The following is a 15603-nucleotide window of genomic DNA, read 5'->3' as shown; positions in this document are numbered from 1 at the left end:
TTTCAATGCCAGAATTGCCAGAGGTAGAAACCGTTCGTCGCGGCTTGCAACCCTTTATGGAAGGGGCAACCATCGAACGTGTTGATCAGAACAGACCCGATCTGCGCTTTCCTTTTCCGGAGCATTTTGTGGAGCGCCTGACCGGGCATCGGATCGAGGCGCTCGGTCGCCGTGCGAAATATCTGACGCTTCACCTCGATGACGGTCTTTCTATCATCAGCCATCTTGGCATGTCTGGCTCTTTTCGCATCGAGGCCGATGAAGGCACAGATGCGCCTGGCGCTTTCCATCACGAGCGGTCGAAGAACAGCGCCCATGATCATGTGGTGTTTCACCTGTCGCGGCCCGGCGGTTCGGGCGCACGCATCATCTATAATGATCCGCGCCGTTTCGGCTTCATGCTGTTTGCGGAAAAAGGTGGGCTCGACACACATCCGTTTCTAAGTGGTCTCGGTATCGAACCGACCGGCAATCTGTTGTCGGGAGCGATACTGGCGGAGTTGTTTCAGGGGCGGCGCACGCCGCTCAAGGCAGCACTTCTCGATCAGCGTCTGATTGCCGGTCTCGGCAATATCTACGTCTGCGAGGCGCTGTGGCGTTCCGGCCTGTCGCCCATGCGGGCAGCCGGGGCTGTGGCGGGCGACGCGGCGCTTATGGAGCGTCTGGCCAGCGATATCCGCACGGTGATTGCCGAGGCCATTGCGGCGGGCGGGTCGAGCCTGAAAGATTACATTCAGGCTGACGGAGCGCTTGGCTATTTCCAGCATTCCTTCTCGGTCTATGGGCGGGAAGGGGAACCATGCCGCAATCCGGCCTGCAACGGCACCGTCGAGCGCGCGGTCCAGGCGGGACGTTCGACTTTTTTCTGTGCCTCCTGCCAGACATAAGACCTTGCCAAACGGGGATGGCCGGTCCACCTTGCCGCCCGGAAATTGAAGCTGTCATGGTATCGGCCTTATGGGCCCTGAACCGGATAGCGATGCCTGATGAAGGAGGAGCAGAATTCCATGGCTTATGAAACGATCATCGTCGAGACGCGCGGCAATGTCGGGCTTATCCGCCTCAATCGTCCGCAGGCGCTCAATGCGCTCAATCGTGGGGTGCTCAATGATTTGACGGATGCGCTCGCGATCTTCGACGCTGATGACAAGATCGGCGCCGTGGTGCTGACCGGTTCTGAAAAGGCCTTTGCTGCAGGCGCCGATATCAAGGAAATGCAGTCCATCGATTTCGTCGACGCCTATTTGCAGGACATGTTCGCCGACTGGCAGAAGGTGGATCGCGCGCGCAAGCCGATCATTGCTGCCGTTTCCGGTTATGCGCTGGGTGGCGGCTGTGAGCTGGCCATGATGTGCGACTTCATCATTGCAGGCAGCAACGCCAAGTTCGGCCAGCCGGAAATCACGCTCGGCGTCATTCCGGGCATGGGCGGCTCGCAGCGCCTGACCCGTTTCGTCGGCAAGTCCAAGGCGATGGATATGTGCCTGACCGGCCGCATGATGGATGCGGCTGAAGCCGAGCGCTCCGGTCTCGTTTCACGGGTCGTCGAGCCGGAAGTTCTGCTGGAAGAAGCTTTGAAGGCTGCCGAGCGCATCGCGTCCTTCTCGCGTCCATCCGTGTTGATGGCCAAGGAAGCGGTGAACCGCACCTACGAAATGACATTGAGCGAAGGATTGCGCTATGAGCGCCGCCTGTTCCATTCGCTTTTTGCGACGGAAGACCAGAAGGAAGGCATGGCGGCATTTGTCGACAAGCGTACGCCATCCTTCAAGAATCGATAAGACGGACAGTACGTCGGGCGGTGGTTGCCGCTGCCCGATGTGGTAATCAGGGCTGGATGAAGGCTGGTTTGGAGGGCTGAAAGGCCCGTGCGCAGGCGCAAAACCGGCTTTTTGATTGATAGTCGCGGCAGAATCCTCGTTGACGTGAGGGCAAAGCTGATCTATAAGCCCGCCACGGATCGGCGGCCACCCGGGTTTTCTAGGGATTTCGGCTGCCCTAGAGGTTTTGTGCCCGGCGGTTTAAGCCCCTGGCTAGCTGACAGAAAAAGAGAGGCATTTATGGCCAATACTCCTTCGGCCAAGAAGGCAGTGCGCAAGATCGCTGCCCGCACCGAAATCAACAAGTCGCGTCGCTCGCGCGTTCGCACTTTCATCCGCAAGCTGGAAGACGCTCTTCTGAGCGGCGACAAGCAGGCTGCGGAAGTGGCATTCAAGGCTGCTGAGCCTGAACTGATGCGCGCAGCCTCCAAGGGTGTCGTGCACAAGAACACTGCTGCTCGTAAGGTGTCTCGCCTTGCCAAGCGCGTGAAGGCACTCAACGCCTAATTATTGCCTATTTTTATAAGCAAGTTCTGAAACCCGGCTCATTGTTAGCCGGGTTTTCTTTTTTTCAGGCTTCTGGCAGCTTTCTGCTCAACGTAGGGTCGCAATTTTTTTCGCATATTTTTCAATGTGAAGAGGCAAGTTTACGAGGTTTCAGAATGTTGCCACCGGGTAATTTTCGATTGTAATTTCAATCATTTGCGTAATTTTTGACAGAGTTATCCACAGGGGTCCGACGGGACTCGGAAGGCCGTTTGAGTCAAGCGGAATTTTAAAATTTATTTTTCAGGCGGAACAGATCAGGACCATCTAATTTGACCACGTAGAAAACACATTGAATCCAAAGGTGTTAATTCGCTGGCGTCCGATTCCCGGTCTATCGCGCCGCCCTATGCAAGGGGTTTCATGAAAAAAAACTGGCAATCCTAGGCTTGCTCTTTACGGCGGCCCTTCGCTAAAGTCAGGACATCAAGAGGGGTGGGCCACCGGCCCGGAGTTAGCGCTAATTGCTGTCGAATGTCAGCGTGGATGTTGAATCCGCGGGCGCTATTTTCTGGTCTCCAAGGTCCTCTTTCTTTCGGGTGATTGCTTATCATTCAATGACCGGGCCATTAACTGGCCATTAACCGGAAAGTCGTTTTGGACAGATGGCGGGCAATTGAGTGGTTGTCGTGGAAGGGGTTCCGGGCAATCAGCCTTCGGTGAACAGTTGTATGAGTCGTGCGCGGGTAACCGGAAAGGAGTATTTCGGTTTGGGACCTGTCGGGTCCGATTGAGTTTGTGTTTGGCCCGATGTTGCGGGCCTGAGTGTATGAGTGAGTACCGCCGGCGTTGAAGGACGACAGATCCGGAACGACGAGCTGGAAAAAATGACAAGCGCTGGAAAATGGCGCGTACGAATGTGAAGGCAGGCGAGACGATGGCAATGACGAGCGGCAAGGCGACGGCAACGATGGGTGATGATGCACATGCGAACCGTATCCATGGATCTTCTGCTACCGGAAATGACAAGAGCCTGACGAACATGGACGCTGCAGTCAGCGAAGAGGCTTTCGAGCGCCTTACGGCAAAGCTGAAAGCCCGTGTGGGCAGCGAAATCTATTCGAGCTGGTTCGGCCGGTTGAAACTTGACGATATTTCCAAGAGCATTGTGCGTCTGTCGGTCCCGACAGCCTTCCTGCGCTCCTGGATCAACAATCATTATTCCGAACTCCTGACCGAACTCTGGCAGGAAGAAAACGCCCAGATCCTGAAGGTTGAAGTCGTGGTGCGCGGTATGAACCGCGTGGTTCGCAGCGCAGCGCCCGCAGAGACGACGGAATCGGCTGAAGCCAAGCCTGTCGTGGCACCGCGTGAAAAGATGATGTTCCCGGTCGGCCAGTCTTTTGCCGGTCAGCATATCGGTGACAAGCGCGGTTCTGCCGTGGTCGCAGAATCAGCTGCCGCTTCGGGCTCGATTCTCGGTTCGCCGCTTGATCCGCGTTACACATTCGACAGCTTCGTCGATGGCGCATCGAATCGCGTGGCGCTTGCCGCTGCCCGCACCATTGCGGAAGCCGGTTCCAGCGCTGTGCGTTTCAACCCGCTTTTCATTCATGCATCGGTCGGCCTCGGCAAGACGCATCTTCTTCAGGCCATTGCAGCCGCAGCGCTGCAGCGTCAGGAAAAGGCCCGCGTCGTTTATCTGACCGCTGAATATTTCATGTGGCGCTTTGCGACCGCTATCCGTGACAACAATGCGCTTTCCTTCAAGGAACAGCTGCGCGACATCGACCTTCTGGTCATCGACGACATGCAGTTCCTGCAGGGCAAGTCCATTCAGCACGAGTTCTGCCATCTCCTGAACACGCTGCTCGACAGCGCCAAGCAGGTCGTTGTTGCAGCTGACCGTGCGCCCTCGGAACTGGAATCGCTCGATGTTCGCGTCCGTTCGCGTCTGCAGGGCGGCGTTGCGCTTGAAGTGGCCGCGCCGGACTACGACATGCGCGTTGAAATGCTGCGCCGTCGTCTGAACACGGCACAGGTCGAAGATCCGAGCCTCAATATTGGCGACGATATTCTCTCGCATGTTGCCCGTACCGTCACCGGATCGGGCCGCGAGCTGGAAGGCGCTTTCAATCAGCTCCTGTTCCGCCAGTCCTTCGAGCCGAATCTGTCGATCGACCGCGTGGATGAGCTGCTGGGCCATCTGACCCGCGCAGGCGAGCCGAAGCGCATCCGCATCGAGGAAATCCAGCGCATCGTGGCGCGCCATTACAATGTTTCGAAGCAGGATCTGCTCTCGAATCGTCGTACCCGCACCATCGTGAAGCCGCGTCAGGTGGCGATGTATCTCGCCAAGATGATGACGCCGCGTTCGCTGCCGGAAATTGGCCGTCGCTTCGGCGGACGCGATCATACGACCGTGCTGCACGCCGTGCGCAAGATCGAAGATCTGGTGGGTGCCGACACCAAGCTGGCACAGGAACTGGAGCTTCTGAAGCGTCTCATCAACGATCAGGCTGCCTGATAACGAAGCTTCCCCGCTATCAACCGCGGTTATCAACAAAAAGCCCGGGCCCTGTCGCATTACGACACGGCGCGGGCTTGCTTTTCTCCTTAAAAATCTGCCACTTTAACGGACCTTTCTGGCGCCTATGGCGCCGTACCGACGAGGGCCGCTGCCCGTCAGATGCAAGCGCCTTGTCCTAGCGAGCGAGTGCGTTTGAACATGCGTGTTACCCTAGAGCGATCGAACCTTCTCAAATCTCTCAACCACGTCCACCGTGTCGTGGAGCGTCGCAACACGATTCCGATTCTGTCGAACGTGCTTTTGCAGGCCGAAGGCGCAAGCCTTGCCCTCAAGGCGACCGACCTCGACCTCGAAGTGAACGAAGCAACCGCCGCCATGGTCGAGCAGGCGGGCGCGACGACGGTCCCGGCGCATCTGCTCTACGATATTGTGCGCAAGCTGCCCGATGGCGCGGAAGTCATGCTGTCCACCAACCCGGATGGCGGCTCCATGTCGGTCATTTCCGGCAAGTCGTCCTTCCGCCTCCAGTGCCTGCCGCAGTCGGACTTCCCGGAGCTGACGGCCGGGTCCTTCACCCATTCCTTCCGCATCGAAGCGCAGGCGCTGAAGCGCCTCATCGACCGTACCCAGTTTGCGATCTCGACGGAAGAAACCCGCTATTATCTGAACGGCATCTTCTTCCATGCTATCGAAAGCGACGGCGCTTTGAAGCTGCGCGCTGTGGCGACCGATGGTCACCGTCTGGCGCGCGCCGAACTGGAAGCCCCATCGGGCACGGAAGGCATGCCGGGCATCATCATTCCGCGCAAGACGGTTGCCGAGCTGCAAAAGCTGGTCGATACACCTGATGTGGTGGCCACAGTGGAACTGTCGGACGCCAAGATCCGCTTCACGGTCGGCTCGGTGGTGCTCACCTCCAAGCTTATCGATGGCACCTTCCCGGATTATCAGCGCGTCATTCCATCCGGCAATGACAAGAAGCTCACCATCGGGCGTCAGGAATTTGCCGCTTCCGTTGATCGCGTTTCGACCATTTCGAGCGAGCGTGGCCGTGCGGTCAAGCTTTCCATCGCCGATGGCCAGCTGACGCTGACGGTCAACAATCCCGATTCGGGCAGCGCGACGGACGAGCTGGCAGCGGATTATGATTCCGATCCGCTGGATATCGGCTTCAACTCCAAATATCTGCTCGACATAACCAGCCAGCTTTCAGGCTCGGATGCTGTCTTCATGCTGGCCGATGCCGGTTCGCCGACACTGGTGCGCGACACCGGTGACGAAGATGTGCTGTATGTTCTGATGCCTATGCGCGTCTAGAAGCTATCGATATTCAGGCTGTGACGGCCTGCAAATGGCGTCTTTCTGTGCTTCCGGTGCTCATGTACCTTAAGTACATTCCGCTCCGGTTCTCGAAAGACACCATTTTCGGCACGTCATATCCTAAATCTCAACAGCTCCTGAAGAATGGCCCGTGGACTTACAGAACAATATAACAAGCCGCCCCGACCGGGTTTCGGTCCGGCGGCTTAAGCTTACTGATTTCCGCAATTATGCGGAACTCTCGCTGCCGCTTGGCCCCGGCCATGTGGTGCTGACGGGCGAGAACGGTTCGGGCAAGACCAATCTCATTGAAGCGCTTTCCTTTCTGTCGCCGGGGCGCGGCCTTCGCCGGGCCTCCTATGACGATGTGGCGCGGGTCAACGGTCCGGAAGGACAGCGAGACGGCTTTGCCATCCACGCATCGCTGGATTGCATGATCTACGGCGAAGCGGAAATCGGCACGGGAACGGCAGGCGGCGGAGAAGGCGGGCGCAAGGTTCGCATCAACGGCGTTGCAGCCTCTGGCGACGAGCTTCTCGATTATGCCCGCATTCTCTGGGTCGTTCCTTCCATGGACGGGCTGTTTACCGGTGGCGCGTCGGATAGGCGTCGGTTCCTCGACCGCATGGTCCTCGCCATCGATACCGGGCACGGCAAGCGTGTGCTCGATTATGAAAAAGCCATGCGCAGCCGCAACCGACTGCTCAGCGAAGGCAATAATGACGATCGCTGGCTCGATGCCATCGAAAGCCAGATGGCAGAGCTTGGCACCGCCATTGCCGCAGCACGCGCAGAAGCCATGCGGCTGATTGCGGCCATGATAGAGCGCCTTCCGGCGGAAGGTCCTTTTCCGAAGGCGGATTGCTTTCTGGAAGGTTCGCTGGAACAGCGGATCGGCCTTGAGGCGGCGCTCGATCTGGAAGAGGATTTCCGCCGCACCCTGCGCGACGGGCGGATCCGGGATCGCGCGGCAGGCCGCACGCTGGATGGACCGCACCGCACCGACCTCATCGTGCAGCATAGGCCGAAAGCCATGCCTGCCGCCCTGTGCTCGACCGGCGAGCAGAAGGCATTGCTCATAGGTCTTATTCTGGCCCATGCGCGCCTGACGGGCGAATTGTCCGGCATGGCCCCGATTCTCCTTCTGGACGAAATCGCCGCGCATCTCGATTCGGGCCGCCGCGCTGCCTTGTTCGGCATTCTCGACGATCTTGGCGGGCAGTCCTTCATGACCGGCACCGACAGGGCGCTGTTCGATACGCTTGGCGGCGATGCGCAGTTTTTCAGTGTTGCAGGCGGCGTTCTCACCAAGAGCTAAATTATCCGCTGACAGCATCGTCGCGGAGGCATATGTTGGCCATCATGAATGCACCATCCAGATCATTTTCGTCCGAAGAACTTGAACGCTATGCGCGCCATATCGTGCTGCCGGAAGTCGGCGGCCCGGGCCAGCAGAAGCTGAAGGCAGCGCGTGTATTGGTTGTTGGCGCTGGTGGCCTCGGAGCGCCCGTACTGCAATATCTGGCGGCTGCGGGTATCGGGACACTCGGCATTGTCGATGACGATATGGTTTCGCTGTCCAATCTCCAGCGTCAGGTCATCCATGACACGGAAAACGTCGGTCAGGAAAAGGTCGAGAGCGCGCGAAACGCCATTGCGCGCATCAATCCGCATGTGACGGTCGAAGGCCATGCCTTGCGCCTCAACGCGGAAAATGCCGAAGCGCTGATTGCCGATTATGATGTGATCGTCGACGGCTCCGACAATTTTACAACGCGCTATGTGCTGGCGGATACGGCGGCCAGGGTCGGGCGGCCGCTGGTAACCGGCGCGATGGGCCGTTTTGATGGCACGGTGACGGTGCTGATGCCTTATCTGACCGGGCCGGACGGGACGCCAAATCCCTCCTATCGCGATCTCTTCCCGGAAGCGCCGCCGCCGGGAACGGTGCCTACCTGCGCAGAAGCGGGCGTGCTGGGCGTACTGCCGGGCGTGATCGGCAGCTTGCAGGCAATGGAAGTGATCAAGCTCGTCACCGGTATCGGCGAACCGCTGGTTGGTCGTTTGCTGCTCTATAACGCGCTCAATGTCCGTTTCGAGACCATTCGTTACAAGGCGCGCAAGACCAAATGACAGCGCTCCGCATTGTGGCCATAGGTCAGGATTTCGCCCGTTGGGAAGAGCTTCTGAAACTCATTCGAGACAGCTTTGCCTATATGGATGGCGTGATCGATCCGCCGTCTTCCGCGCATCTTCTGACCGCGGAAGGACTGAAACAAAAGGCCGGGGAAGAGACCGGTTTTGCAGCCCTGATTGGCGAGGAACTGGCGGGCTGCGTTTTCATCAAGGAAAGAAGCGATAGCTTCTATCTCGGCAAGCTTGCCGTTGCGCCTGCTTTTGAGGGGCAGGGAATCGCACGTGCCCTGATGCAGCGTGCAGAGGCGGAGGCTGTCGCGAAGGGCAAGCCGGCGATTGAATTGCAGGTGCGTATTGAACTGACGCGCAATCGGGCGGTGTTTGAAAAACTCGGTTATCGCAAGATCGCGGAAACGGCGCATCCCGGCTATACGCGTACGACCTCTATCACCATGCGCAAGGAGATTGGGCGGGAATAGATGGAGGGACGACGGGCAGCGTGTCGCTGCCGATCCCCTAATCTGAAACGTCAATATTGCGTATTGCGGTCGACGATGTGCTCCAGCGTGCCATTGCGCTCGAAGGCTTCAATCTGCCGGATGATCTGCGGCACAAGGGCCGTTGCTGACGAGCTTGCCGCTGCATGCGGCGTGATCGTCACTCTCGGATGGTCCCAGAGCGCGCTGGTGGTCGGCAGCGGTTCCTGATTGAACACGTCGAGTGATGCTGCCGAAAGCAGCCCGCGGTCGAGCGCCGCCAGAATATCCGCCTCGTTCTGCAAGCCGCCGCGACCGGCATTGATCAGCACCGGCGCGCCGAACGGTCCGTCACTTTTCAGCTGCGCGAACATCGACATGGACAGGATGCCCTTGGTGTCTGGCGTCAGCGGCAGCAGGCAGACGAAAATATCGGCGGTCTTGAGGAACGCGCCAAAGCCGTCACGACCGTGATAAGTTTTCACGCCAGCGATTTCCTGCTGGCGGCGGCTCCATCCGGTCACGTTGAAACCCAGCGCTTTCAGCTTTTCAGCCGCATCGCGGCCCAGCACGCCAAGCCCCATAATGCCGACCGTCACCTCATGGGCGGCAGGCTGGCGGCGATCTTCATGCCAGACATGGTTCTGCTGCTGCTTGCGATAGCGCGATCCCAGACGGTGATGATCCAGCACCTGCCAGACCACATATTCGGTCATGCGCATGGTCAGGTCGTCGGAGATGATGCGCACCAGCGGCACATCGGGGATGCGGTCATCGCGGAACACGTGGTCCACGCCAGCACCAAGCGAGAAAATGACTTTCAGGTTGGGCAGATTGGCGAGTGAGCCGGGCTTCTGCTTCCATACGAGAGCGTATTTGACGGAAGGATCATTCTCGGCGCGCTCGGTCACCACGGGGCGATCCGGTGCATTGTCCTTGAATGTCTTCAGCCAGATTTCCGGGTCCCAATCGGTGATCGCCAGAAGAATATTGCCCTTATCATTATTGGTCATTGTTTTACTCCTCCCTCGGTCGCCTCCATATGGAAGGCTGCCGCCATCAACGCCTTGGTATAGTCGGTCTTGGGATTGGCGAAGACATCCTTCGCCGTACCATATTCGACCGCCTTGCCGTTGCGCATCACCAGCACATCATTGGCCAGTGCCCGCACCACTTTGAGATCGTGGCTTATGAAAAGATAGGCGAGATCATGCTTCTTCTGCAATCCACGCAAAAGATCGACCACTTGCGCCTGCACGCTCATGTCGAGCGCCGAGGTCGGCTCGTCCAGCATGACGAAGCGCGGATTCAACACCATGGCGCGCGCGATGGCGATGCGCTGGCGCTGGCCGCCGGAAAACTCATGCGGATAGCGGAAGCGGGTTTCGGGGTCGAGGTTCACTTCCTGAAGCGCTGCCACGACACGCGCATCGCGGTCGTCGGCGGACAGTTTCGGCTCATGCACCAGCAAGCCTTCGGCAATGATATCTGCAATGGTCATGCGCGGAGAAAGCGAGCCGAACGGGTCCTGAAACACGATCTGCATTTCACGGCGCAGCGGGCGCATATCCTTGAAGCTGAACTTCGCGATATCGCGCCCTTCAAAGCGAATATCGCCCTTGGATGAAATCATCCGCGAAAGGGCGAGGCCAAGCGTGGTCTTGCCAGACCCTGATTCGCCGACGACACCCAGCGTCTGACCGGCACGCAGATTGACATCAATGCCGTCCACCGCCTTCACATGGTCGACAGTCTTGCGCATGAACCCCTTCTTGATCGGAAACCAGACGCGGATATCCTTGCCTTCCATCACCGTTTTTGCCGCCGGATCGGCAGCGGGCGGCTCGCCCTTCGGTTCGGCGGCAAGCAGATGCTTTGTATAGGGATGCTGCGGATTGTCGAAGATGTTCTTGGTTGGTCCGGCCTCGACGATCTTGCCCTTGCTCATCACACAGACCTTGTCGGCGATCTTGCGCACGATGCCGAGATCGTGCGTGATGAACAGCATCGACATGCCTTGCGCGGCCTTCAACTCGGCAAGCAGCTTCAATATCTGCGCCTGCACCGTCACATCGAGCGCCGTGGTTGGTTCGTCGGCGATCAGCAGTTTTGGCTTGTTGGCCAGCGCCATAGCGATCATCACACGCTGGCGTTGCCCACCTGAAAGCTGATGCGGGAAGGCCGACAGGCGCTTTTCCGGCTCGCGAATGCCAACCTCTTTCAGAAGCTCCAGCGTGCGCGCCCGCGCCTGGGCGTCGCCCATGCCCTGATGCACACGCAGGATTTCACCGATCTGCCGCTCGACGCTGTGCAGCGGGTTGAGCGAGGTCATCGGCTCCTGAAAGATCATGGCGATGTCATTGCCGCGCACGCGCCGCAATTCCGGCTCGGAGGCCTTCATCAAGTCCTTGCCGTTGAAAAGGATTTCACCGGAAGGGTGGCTTGCCGCCGGGTAGGGGAGAAGCTTCAGCACCGACAGGGCGGAAACAGACTTGCCCGAACCGGATTCGCCGACCAGAGCCACGGTCTCGCCTTCGGCAATGTCGAAGGACACGCGGTCGACGGAAATGCGCTCTTCGCCATTCTGGCGGAATGCCACCGATAATTCGCGGACGGACAGCAGAGTTTTATTGCCTGATTCGGACAGGGATCCGCTCATTGACCCACTCATTGAAATGCCTTTCGCGGATCGAATGCGTCGCGTGTCGCCTCGCCGATGAAGATCAGGAGCGACAGCATGACCGAGATGACCACGAAGCCGGTAATGCCGAGCCAAGGCGCCTGAAGATTGTTCTTGCCCTGCGCCAGAAGTTCGCCGAGCGAGGCGGAACCTGGCGGCAGGCCGAAGCCGAGGAAGTCGAGCGAGGTGAGCGTGGTGATCGAGCCATTCAGGATGAAGGGCAGGAAGGTCAACGTCGCCACCATGGCATTGGGCAGAAGGTGACGCCACATGATGGTGCCGTTCTTCACGCCAAGTGCGCGCGCAGCATTCACATATTCAAAGTTTCGGGCGCGCAGGAATTCAGCGCGCACGACGCCGACGAAAGCCACCCATGAGAACAGCAGCATGATGCCGAGCAGCACCCAGAAGCCCGGCGGCAGGATCGCCGCTATGATCAGCAACAGATAAAGCACGGGGATCGACGACCAGATTTCGATGACGCGCTGGAAGATCAGATCGACCCAGCCGCCGAAATAGCCCTGAACCGCGCCGGCAGTCACGCCGATGATGGCCGAGAAGAAGGTGAGGATCAGGCCGAACAGCACCGAAATGCGGAAGCCGTAAAGCGCGCGCGCAAAAACGTCTCGCGCCTGATCGTCGGTGCCAAGCAGGTTGAAATTGCCGAAACGGCAATTGGGGTCGCTGACGCCCTGCGCGTAGCGCTGGCAACGCTCCTCGGCGGAATAGAGCCAGAAGGGCTTTGATGGTGCCGCCTCCGGGATTTCGTTGTTCACGGTGTTGTAGGAATAGTGAATGGGCGGCCAGATCGCCCAGCCATTATTGGCGATTTCTTCCTGTATCACCGGATCGCGATAATCGGTCACCGCATAGAAGCCGCCGAATTTCTCTTCCGGATAATCGACAAAGACCGGCATCAGCAGCTCGCCCTTGTAGGAAACGAGGATGGGACGATCATTGGCGATGAATTCGGAGCAAAGGGCCGCAATGAGCAGAAACAGGAAAACCCACAGCGACCAGTAACCACGCTTGTTGGCCTTGAAATTCTGCCAGCGGCGGCGGTTCAGCGGCGACAGCCAAGGCCGCTTTACCGGCTTGACGGCGGGGGTGAGGGCAGCGTCCGTCATCACACGTCCCTCCGGTCGAAATCAATGCGCGGATCGATCCACGTATAGGTCAGATCAGACAGAAGCCCGACAAGCAGGCCGATCAGTGAGAAGATGAAGAGATTGGCGAACACAACCGGATAATCGCGGTTGATGACCGACTGGTAGCCGAGCAGGCCAAGACCGTCGAGCGAGAAGATGGTTTCAATCAAAAGCGAGCCGGTAAAGAAGGCCGAGATGAAAGCGCCCGGAAAACCGGCGATGACGATCAGCATGGCATTGCGGAAGACGTGGCGATAAAGCACCTGATTCTCGGTGAGCCCCTTGGCGCGCGCCGTCGTCACATATTGCTTGCGGATTTCTTCGAGAAACGAGTTTTTCGTCAGAAGCGTTGTCGTGGCGAAGGCCGAAAGCACTAGCGCTGTGACTGGCAGAACCATGTGCCAGAGATAGTCGCCGATTTTGCCCCAGAATGACATCTGCGCGAAATCAGGCGAGGTGAGACCGCGTAGCGGAAACCAGTCGAAGAACGACCCGCCCGCGAAAAGCACGATCAGCAGGATGGCGAACAGGAAGCTTGGGATAGCGTAACCGACGATGATGACGGCGCTGGTCCAAGTGTCGAAGCGCGTGCCTTCCTTGATCGCCTTGCGAATGCCGAGCGGGATGGAGATTATGTAGGACAGAAACGTCAGCCAAAGGCCGAGCGAGATCGAAACCGGCATCTTTTCCTTGATGAGGTCGATCACGCTGATATCGCGGAAATAGCTGCGCCCGAAATCGAAGCGCAGATAGTTCCACAGCATCTGGCCGAAACGCTCCAGCGGGGGCTTGTCGAAGCCGAACTGCTTTTCCAGATCGGCGATAAATTGCGGGTCAAGCCCCTGTGCGCCGCGATATTTCGAGCTGACCGAGCCGCTATCGACAGCGCTCTGGCCGAAATCGCCGCCACCGCCGGAAAGGCGATCAAGCGCATCGCCGCCCTGTCCGGAAAGCTGCGCGATCACGCGCTCGACCGGACCGCCGGGGGCGAACTGAACAACGGCGAAGGAAATAGCCATGATGCCGAAGATGGTCGGGATCATTAAGATCAAGCGGCGGAGGATGTAAGCGCCCATCAGCTTGGCTCTCTCGTTAGATCCGGGTTTCTCTTATGGCTTACCAACAGCTTTTGCCTTTTCTTCTTCTATCCACCACAGCGTCTCGACCGGAAAGCCATAATCGGGCTTCGGTTCCTTGAAACCGAACCGGTCCCAATAGGCGACGAGATGATTCGCTGTTGTCCAATTTGGAATCCAGTCGCGCCGGATACGCAAGTACCGATCGAGCACTCTGATCGTAGCGACAAGATCGCCCCGGGTCGAAACCTTTCCGGCATCGTCGATCAGGGCGTCGATCACCGGGTCGGCAGTGCCGGGCAGATTATAGCTTCCCGGCGTCTTGGCCGCTTGCGAACCGAACATGCTGGCCAGCGATTCACTGGTCGGGGTCGCGCCAAACTGCATGGCAAGACCAACCATGTCGAACTGGAAATCCTGCAAGCGCGCCTGATACTGGCTCGCATCCACCAGCCGCAAGGTTGCATCAATGCCGATGGCCCGCAGTTTCTGGATGAACGGATTATAGACGCGGGTGAAGGCTTCGGAATCGCTGAGGATTTCAAGCGCGAATTTTGAACCGTCCTTGTCATGGAACTGGCCGTTGCGCCGCTCGAACCCGGCCTCTTCCATCAGCTTGATGGCCCGACCGAACTGCGCACGGTCACGGCCTGTTCCATCCGAAACCGGCATGGTGACAGCCTCGCCGAACACTGTATCGGGGAGCTTGCCGCGATAGCGCTCCAGCACCTTCAACTCATCGGGGGAGGGTAGGCCCTTGGCCTGAAAATCCGACCCGTTGAAACTCGATTGCGAACGCTCGTAGGTCTTGAAGAAAAGGGTCTCGTTGGTCCATTCGAAATCGAAACAGAGACTGATCGCCTCCCGCACGCGGGGGTCACGGAAACGCTCGCGGCGCTGGTTTACCGCCCAGGCCTGCATCAGCGGGCTTTTCTCTTTCGGGAAGGTGCGCTTGATGACTTTCTTTTCCTGAATGGCCGGGAAGTCGTATCCTGTCGCCCAGTTCTTGGACACGCTTTCCGAACGGAAATCGATATCGCCTTTCTTGAAGGCCTCGAATTCCGGCTGGCGATCACGGAAGAACTCGATGTGGATGCGGTCGAAATGACCGGAGCCGCGCCGGACCGGAAGATCCCTGGCCCAGTAATCCTCAACGCGGTCATATTCGATGAATTGACCGGCGGCGAAATTCCCGACCTTGTAAGCGCCGGAACCGAGCACCGGCTCCATGGTGGTCGCCTCGAAATTGCGGTCCTTGAACCAGCTCTCCGACAATATGGGCAGCACCACCGCATCGAGAATGGCATTGGGGCCACGATCTGCCGCAAAGCGCAGGCGAATATCGTTCTTGCCCGTCAGCTCCACCTTTTCCAGTCCTGCGAGCGACTGGCGTATGATCGGGTGGCCCTTTTCCTTGAACACCGTATAGGTGAACAGCACGTCTTTCGCCGTGATCGGCGAGCCATCGTGGAAGCGCGCTTCCTTGCGCAGCTTGAAGGTGCAGGCCTGTCGATCTTTCGACAGCGTGGCGCTTTCAGCAATGAGCCCGTAGATGGAATCCGGTTCATCGAGAGCCGGGACCATCAGGCTGTCATAGGTCAGCTCCATGCGCGGGGGCGCATCGCCTTTGAAGGTAAAGGTGCTGAGCGTGTTGAAGGTCTGCGTGTTCTGGTTCCAGACCCAGCTTGCCGGGGCGAACTTGAATGTGCCGCCTTTGGGCGCATCTGGATTGGTGTAGTCGAAATGGGTGAAATCGCTGCCATATTTCAGTTCGCCAAAGGCGGACAGGCCGTGCAGGGCTTTGCCGGTCGGCACCTCCGCAAAGGCGGTGGCGATGACATTCTGGCCCGGCAGGCAGGCCGCGACTGCGGCGCTGCCCGAGACCCCCAGAAAATGGCGGCGGTTCATGCGAAGCATCGTCATTCTTCGCG

13 protein-coding genes are annotated in these 15603 nt (G+C 58.6%); 8 read left to right on the top strand and 5 right to left on the bottom strand.

The window, feature by feature from the left end:
- Positions 1–5 precede the first annotated feature (5 nt).
- The 8 genes from mutM (at position 6) to FGI60_RS03795 (ending at position 8771) form a co-directional block, all read left to right on the top strand.
- Positions 6–887: a bifunctional DNA-formamidopyrimidine glycosylase/DNA-(apurinic or apyrimidinic site) lyase gene (mutM, locus tag FGI60_RS03830; protein ID WP_138784014.1), complete on the top strand. Its 882-nt coding sequence runs from the start codon at positions 6–8 to the stop codon at positions 885–887.
- 120 nt (positions 888–1007) lie between these two features.
- The gene (locus FGI60_RS03825) at positions 1008–1781 is read left to right on the top strand and encodes an enoyl-CoA hydratase (protein ID WP_078337824.1); all 774 of its coding nucleotides are present in this window, start codon (positions 1008–1010) and stop codon (positions 1779–1781) included.
- Positions 1782–2060: 279 nt separating this feature from the next.
- The gene (rpsT, locus tag FGI60_RS03820; protein ID WP_078337759.1) at positions 2061–2327 is read left to right on the top strand and encodes a 30S ribosomal protein S20; all 267 of its coding nucleotides are present in this window, start codon (positions 2061–2063) and stop codon (positions 2325–2327) included.
- Positions 2328–3210: 883 nt separating this feature from the next.
- Positions 3211–4833: a chromosomal replication initiator protein DnaA gene (dnaA, locus tag FGI60_RS03815; RefSeq protein ID WP_138784013.1), complete on the top strand. Its 1623-nt coding sequence runs from the start codon at positions 3211–3213 to the stop codon at positions 4831–4833.
- 201 nt (positions 4834–5034) lie between these two features.
- Positions 5035–6153, top strand: coding sequence for a DNA polymerase III subunit beta (gene dnaN / locus FGI60_RS03810; RefSeq protein WP_138784012.1), 1119 nt, complete (start codon positions 5035–5037; stop codon positions 6151–6153).
- A gap of 154 nt (positions 6154–6307) precedes the next feature.
- Positions 6308–7474, top strand: a complete 1167-nt coding sequence (gene recF / locus FGI60_RS03805) for a DNA replication/repair protein RecF (protein WP_138784011.1) — start codon at positions 6308–6310, stop codon at positions 7472–7474.
- A gap of 32 nt (positions 7475–7506) precedes the next feature.
- The gene (locus FGI60_RS03800; RefSeq protein ID WP_171058691.1) at positions 7507–8289 is read left to right on the top strand and encodes a molybdopterin-synthase adenylyltransferase MoeB; all 783 of its coding nucleotides are present in this window, start codon (positions 7507–7509) and stop codon (positions 8287–8289) included.
- Positions 8286–8771, top strand: a complete 486-nt coding sequence (locus tag FGI60_RS03795) for a GNAT family N-acetyltransferase (RefSeq protein WP_138784010.1) — start codon at positions 8286–8288, stop codon at positions 8769–8771. Before FGI60_RS03800 ends, FGI60_RS03795 begins: the two co-directional genes overlap by 4 nt.
- 50 nt (positions 8772–8821) lie before the next feature.
- Here the strand turns inward: FGI60_RS03795 and FGI60_RS03790 are convergent, their stop codons facing one another.
- Genes FGI60_RS03790 through FGI60_RS03770 form a run of 5 tightly spaced genes read right to left on the bottom strand, consistent with a single transcriptional unit; the run spans position 8822 to position 15595 of the window.
- Entirely contained in the window at positions 8822–9781 is a 960-nt protein-coding gene (locus FGI60_RS03790) for a 2-hydroxyacid dehydrogenase (protein WP_078337763.1), read from the bottom strand.
- The gene (locus FGI60_RS03785) at positions 9778–11439 is read right to left on the bottom strand and encodes an ABC transporter ATP-binding protein (protein ID WP_138784009.1); all 1662 of its coding nucleotides are present in this window, start codon (positions 11437–11439) and stop codon (positions 9778–9780) included. The genes FGI60_RS03790 and FGI60_RS03785 overlap by 4 nt, the downstream gene beginning before the upstream one ends.
- Complete coding sequence (locus tag FGI60_RS03780) at positions 11436–12575, bottom strand: ABC transporter permease (RefSeq protein WP_138784008.1); 1140 nt, start codon at positions 12573–12575, stop codon at positions 11436–11438. The genes FGI60_RS03785 and FGI60_RS03780 overlap by 4 nt, the downstream gene beginning before the upstream one ends.
- On the bottom strand, positions 12575–13672 hold the full coding sequence (locus FGI60_RS03775) for a microcin C ABC transporter permease YejB (RefSeq protein ID WP_138784007.1): 1098 nt from the start codon (positions 13670–13672) through the stop codon (positions 12575–12577). The genes FGI60_RS03780 and FGI60_RS03775 overlap by 1 nt, the downstream gene beginning before the upstream one ends.
- A 33-nt stretch (positions 13673–13705) precedes the next feature.
- On the bottom strand, positions 13706–15595 hold the full coding sequence (locus FGI60_RS03770) for an extracellular solute-binding protein (protein WP_138784006.1): 1890 nt from the start codon (positions 15593–15595) through the stop codon (positions 13706–13708).
- Between the last annotated feature and the right edge of the window lie 8 nt (positions 15596–15603).

Source organism: Brucella haematophila (assembly GCF_005938105.1).
GTDB lineage: Bacteria > Pseudomonadota > Alphaproteobacteria > Rhizobiales > Rhizobiaceae > Brucella > Brucella haematophila.
The sequence above is the reverse complement of the archived record's forward strand: the minus strand, read 5'-3'. Positions and strand labels throughout refer to the sequence as shown.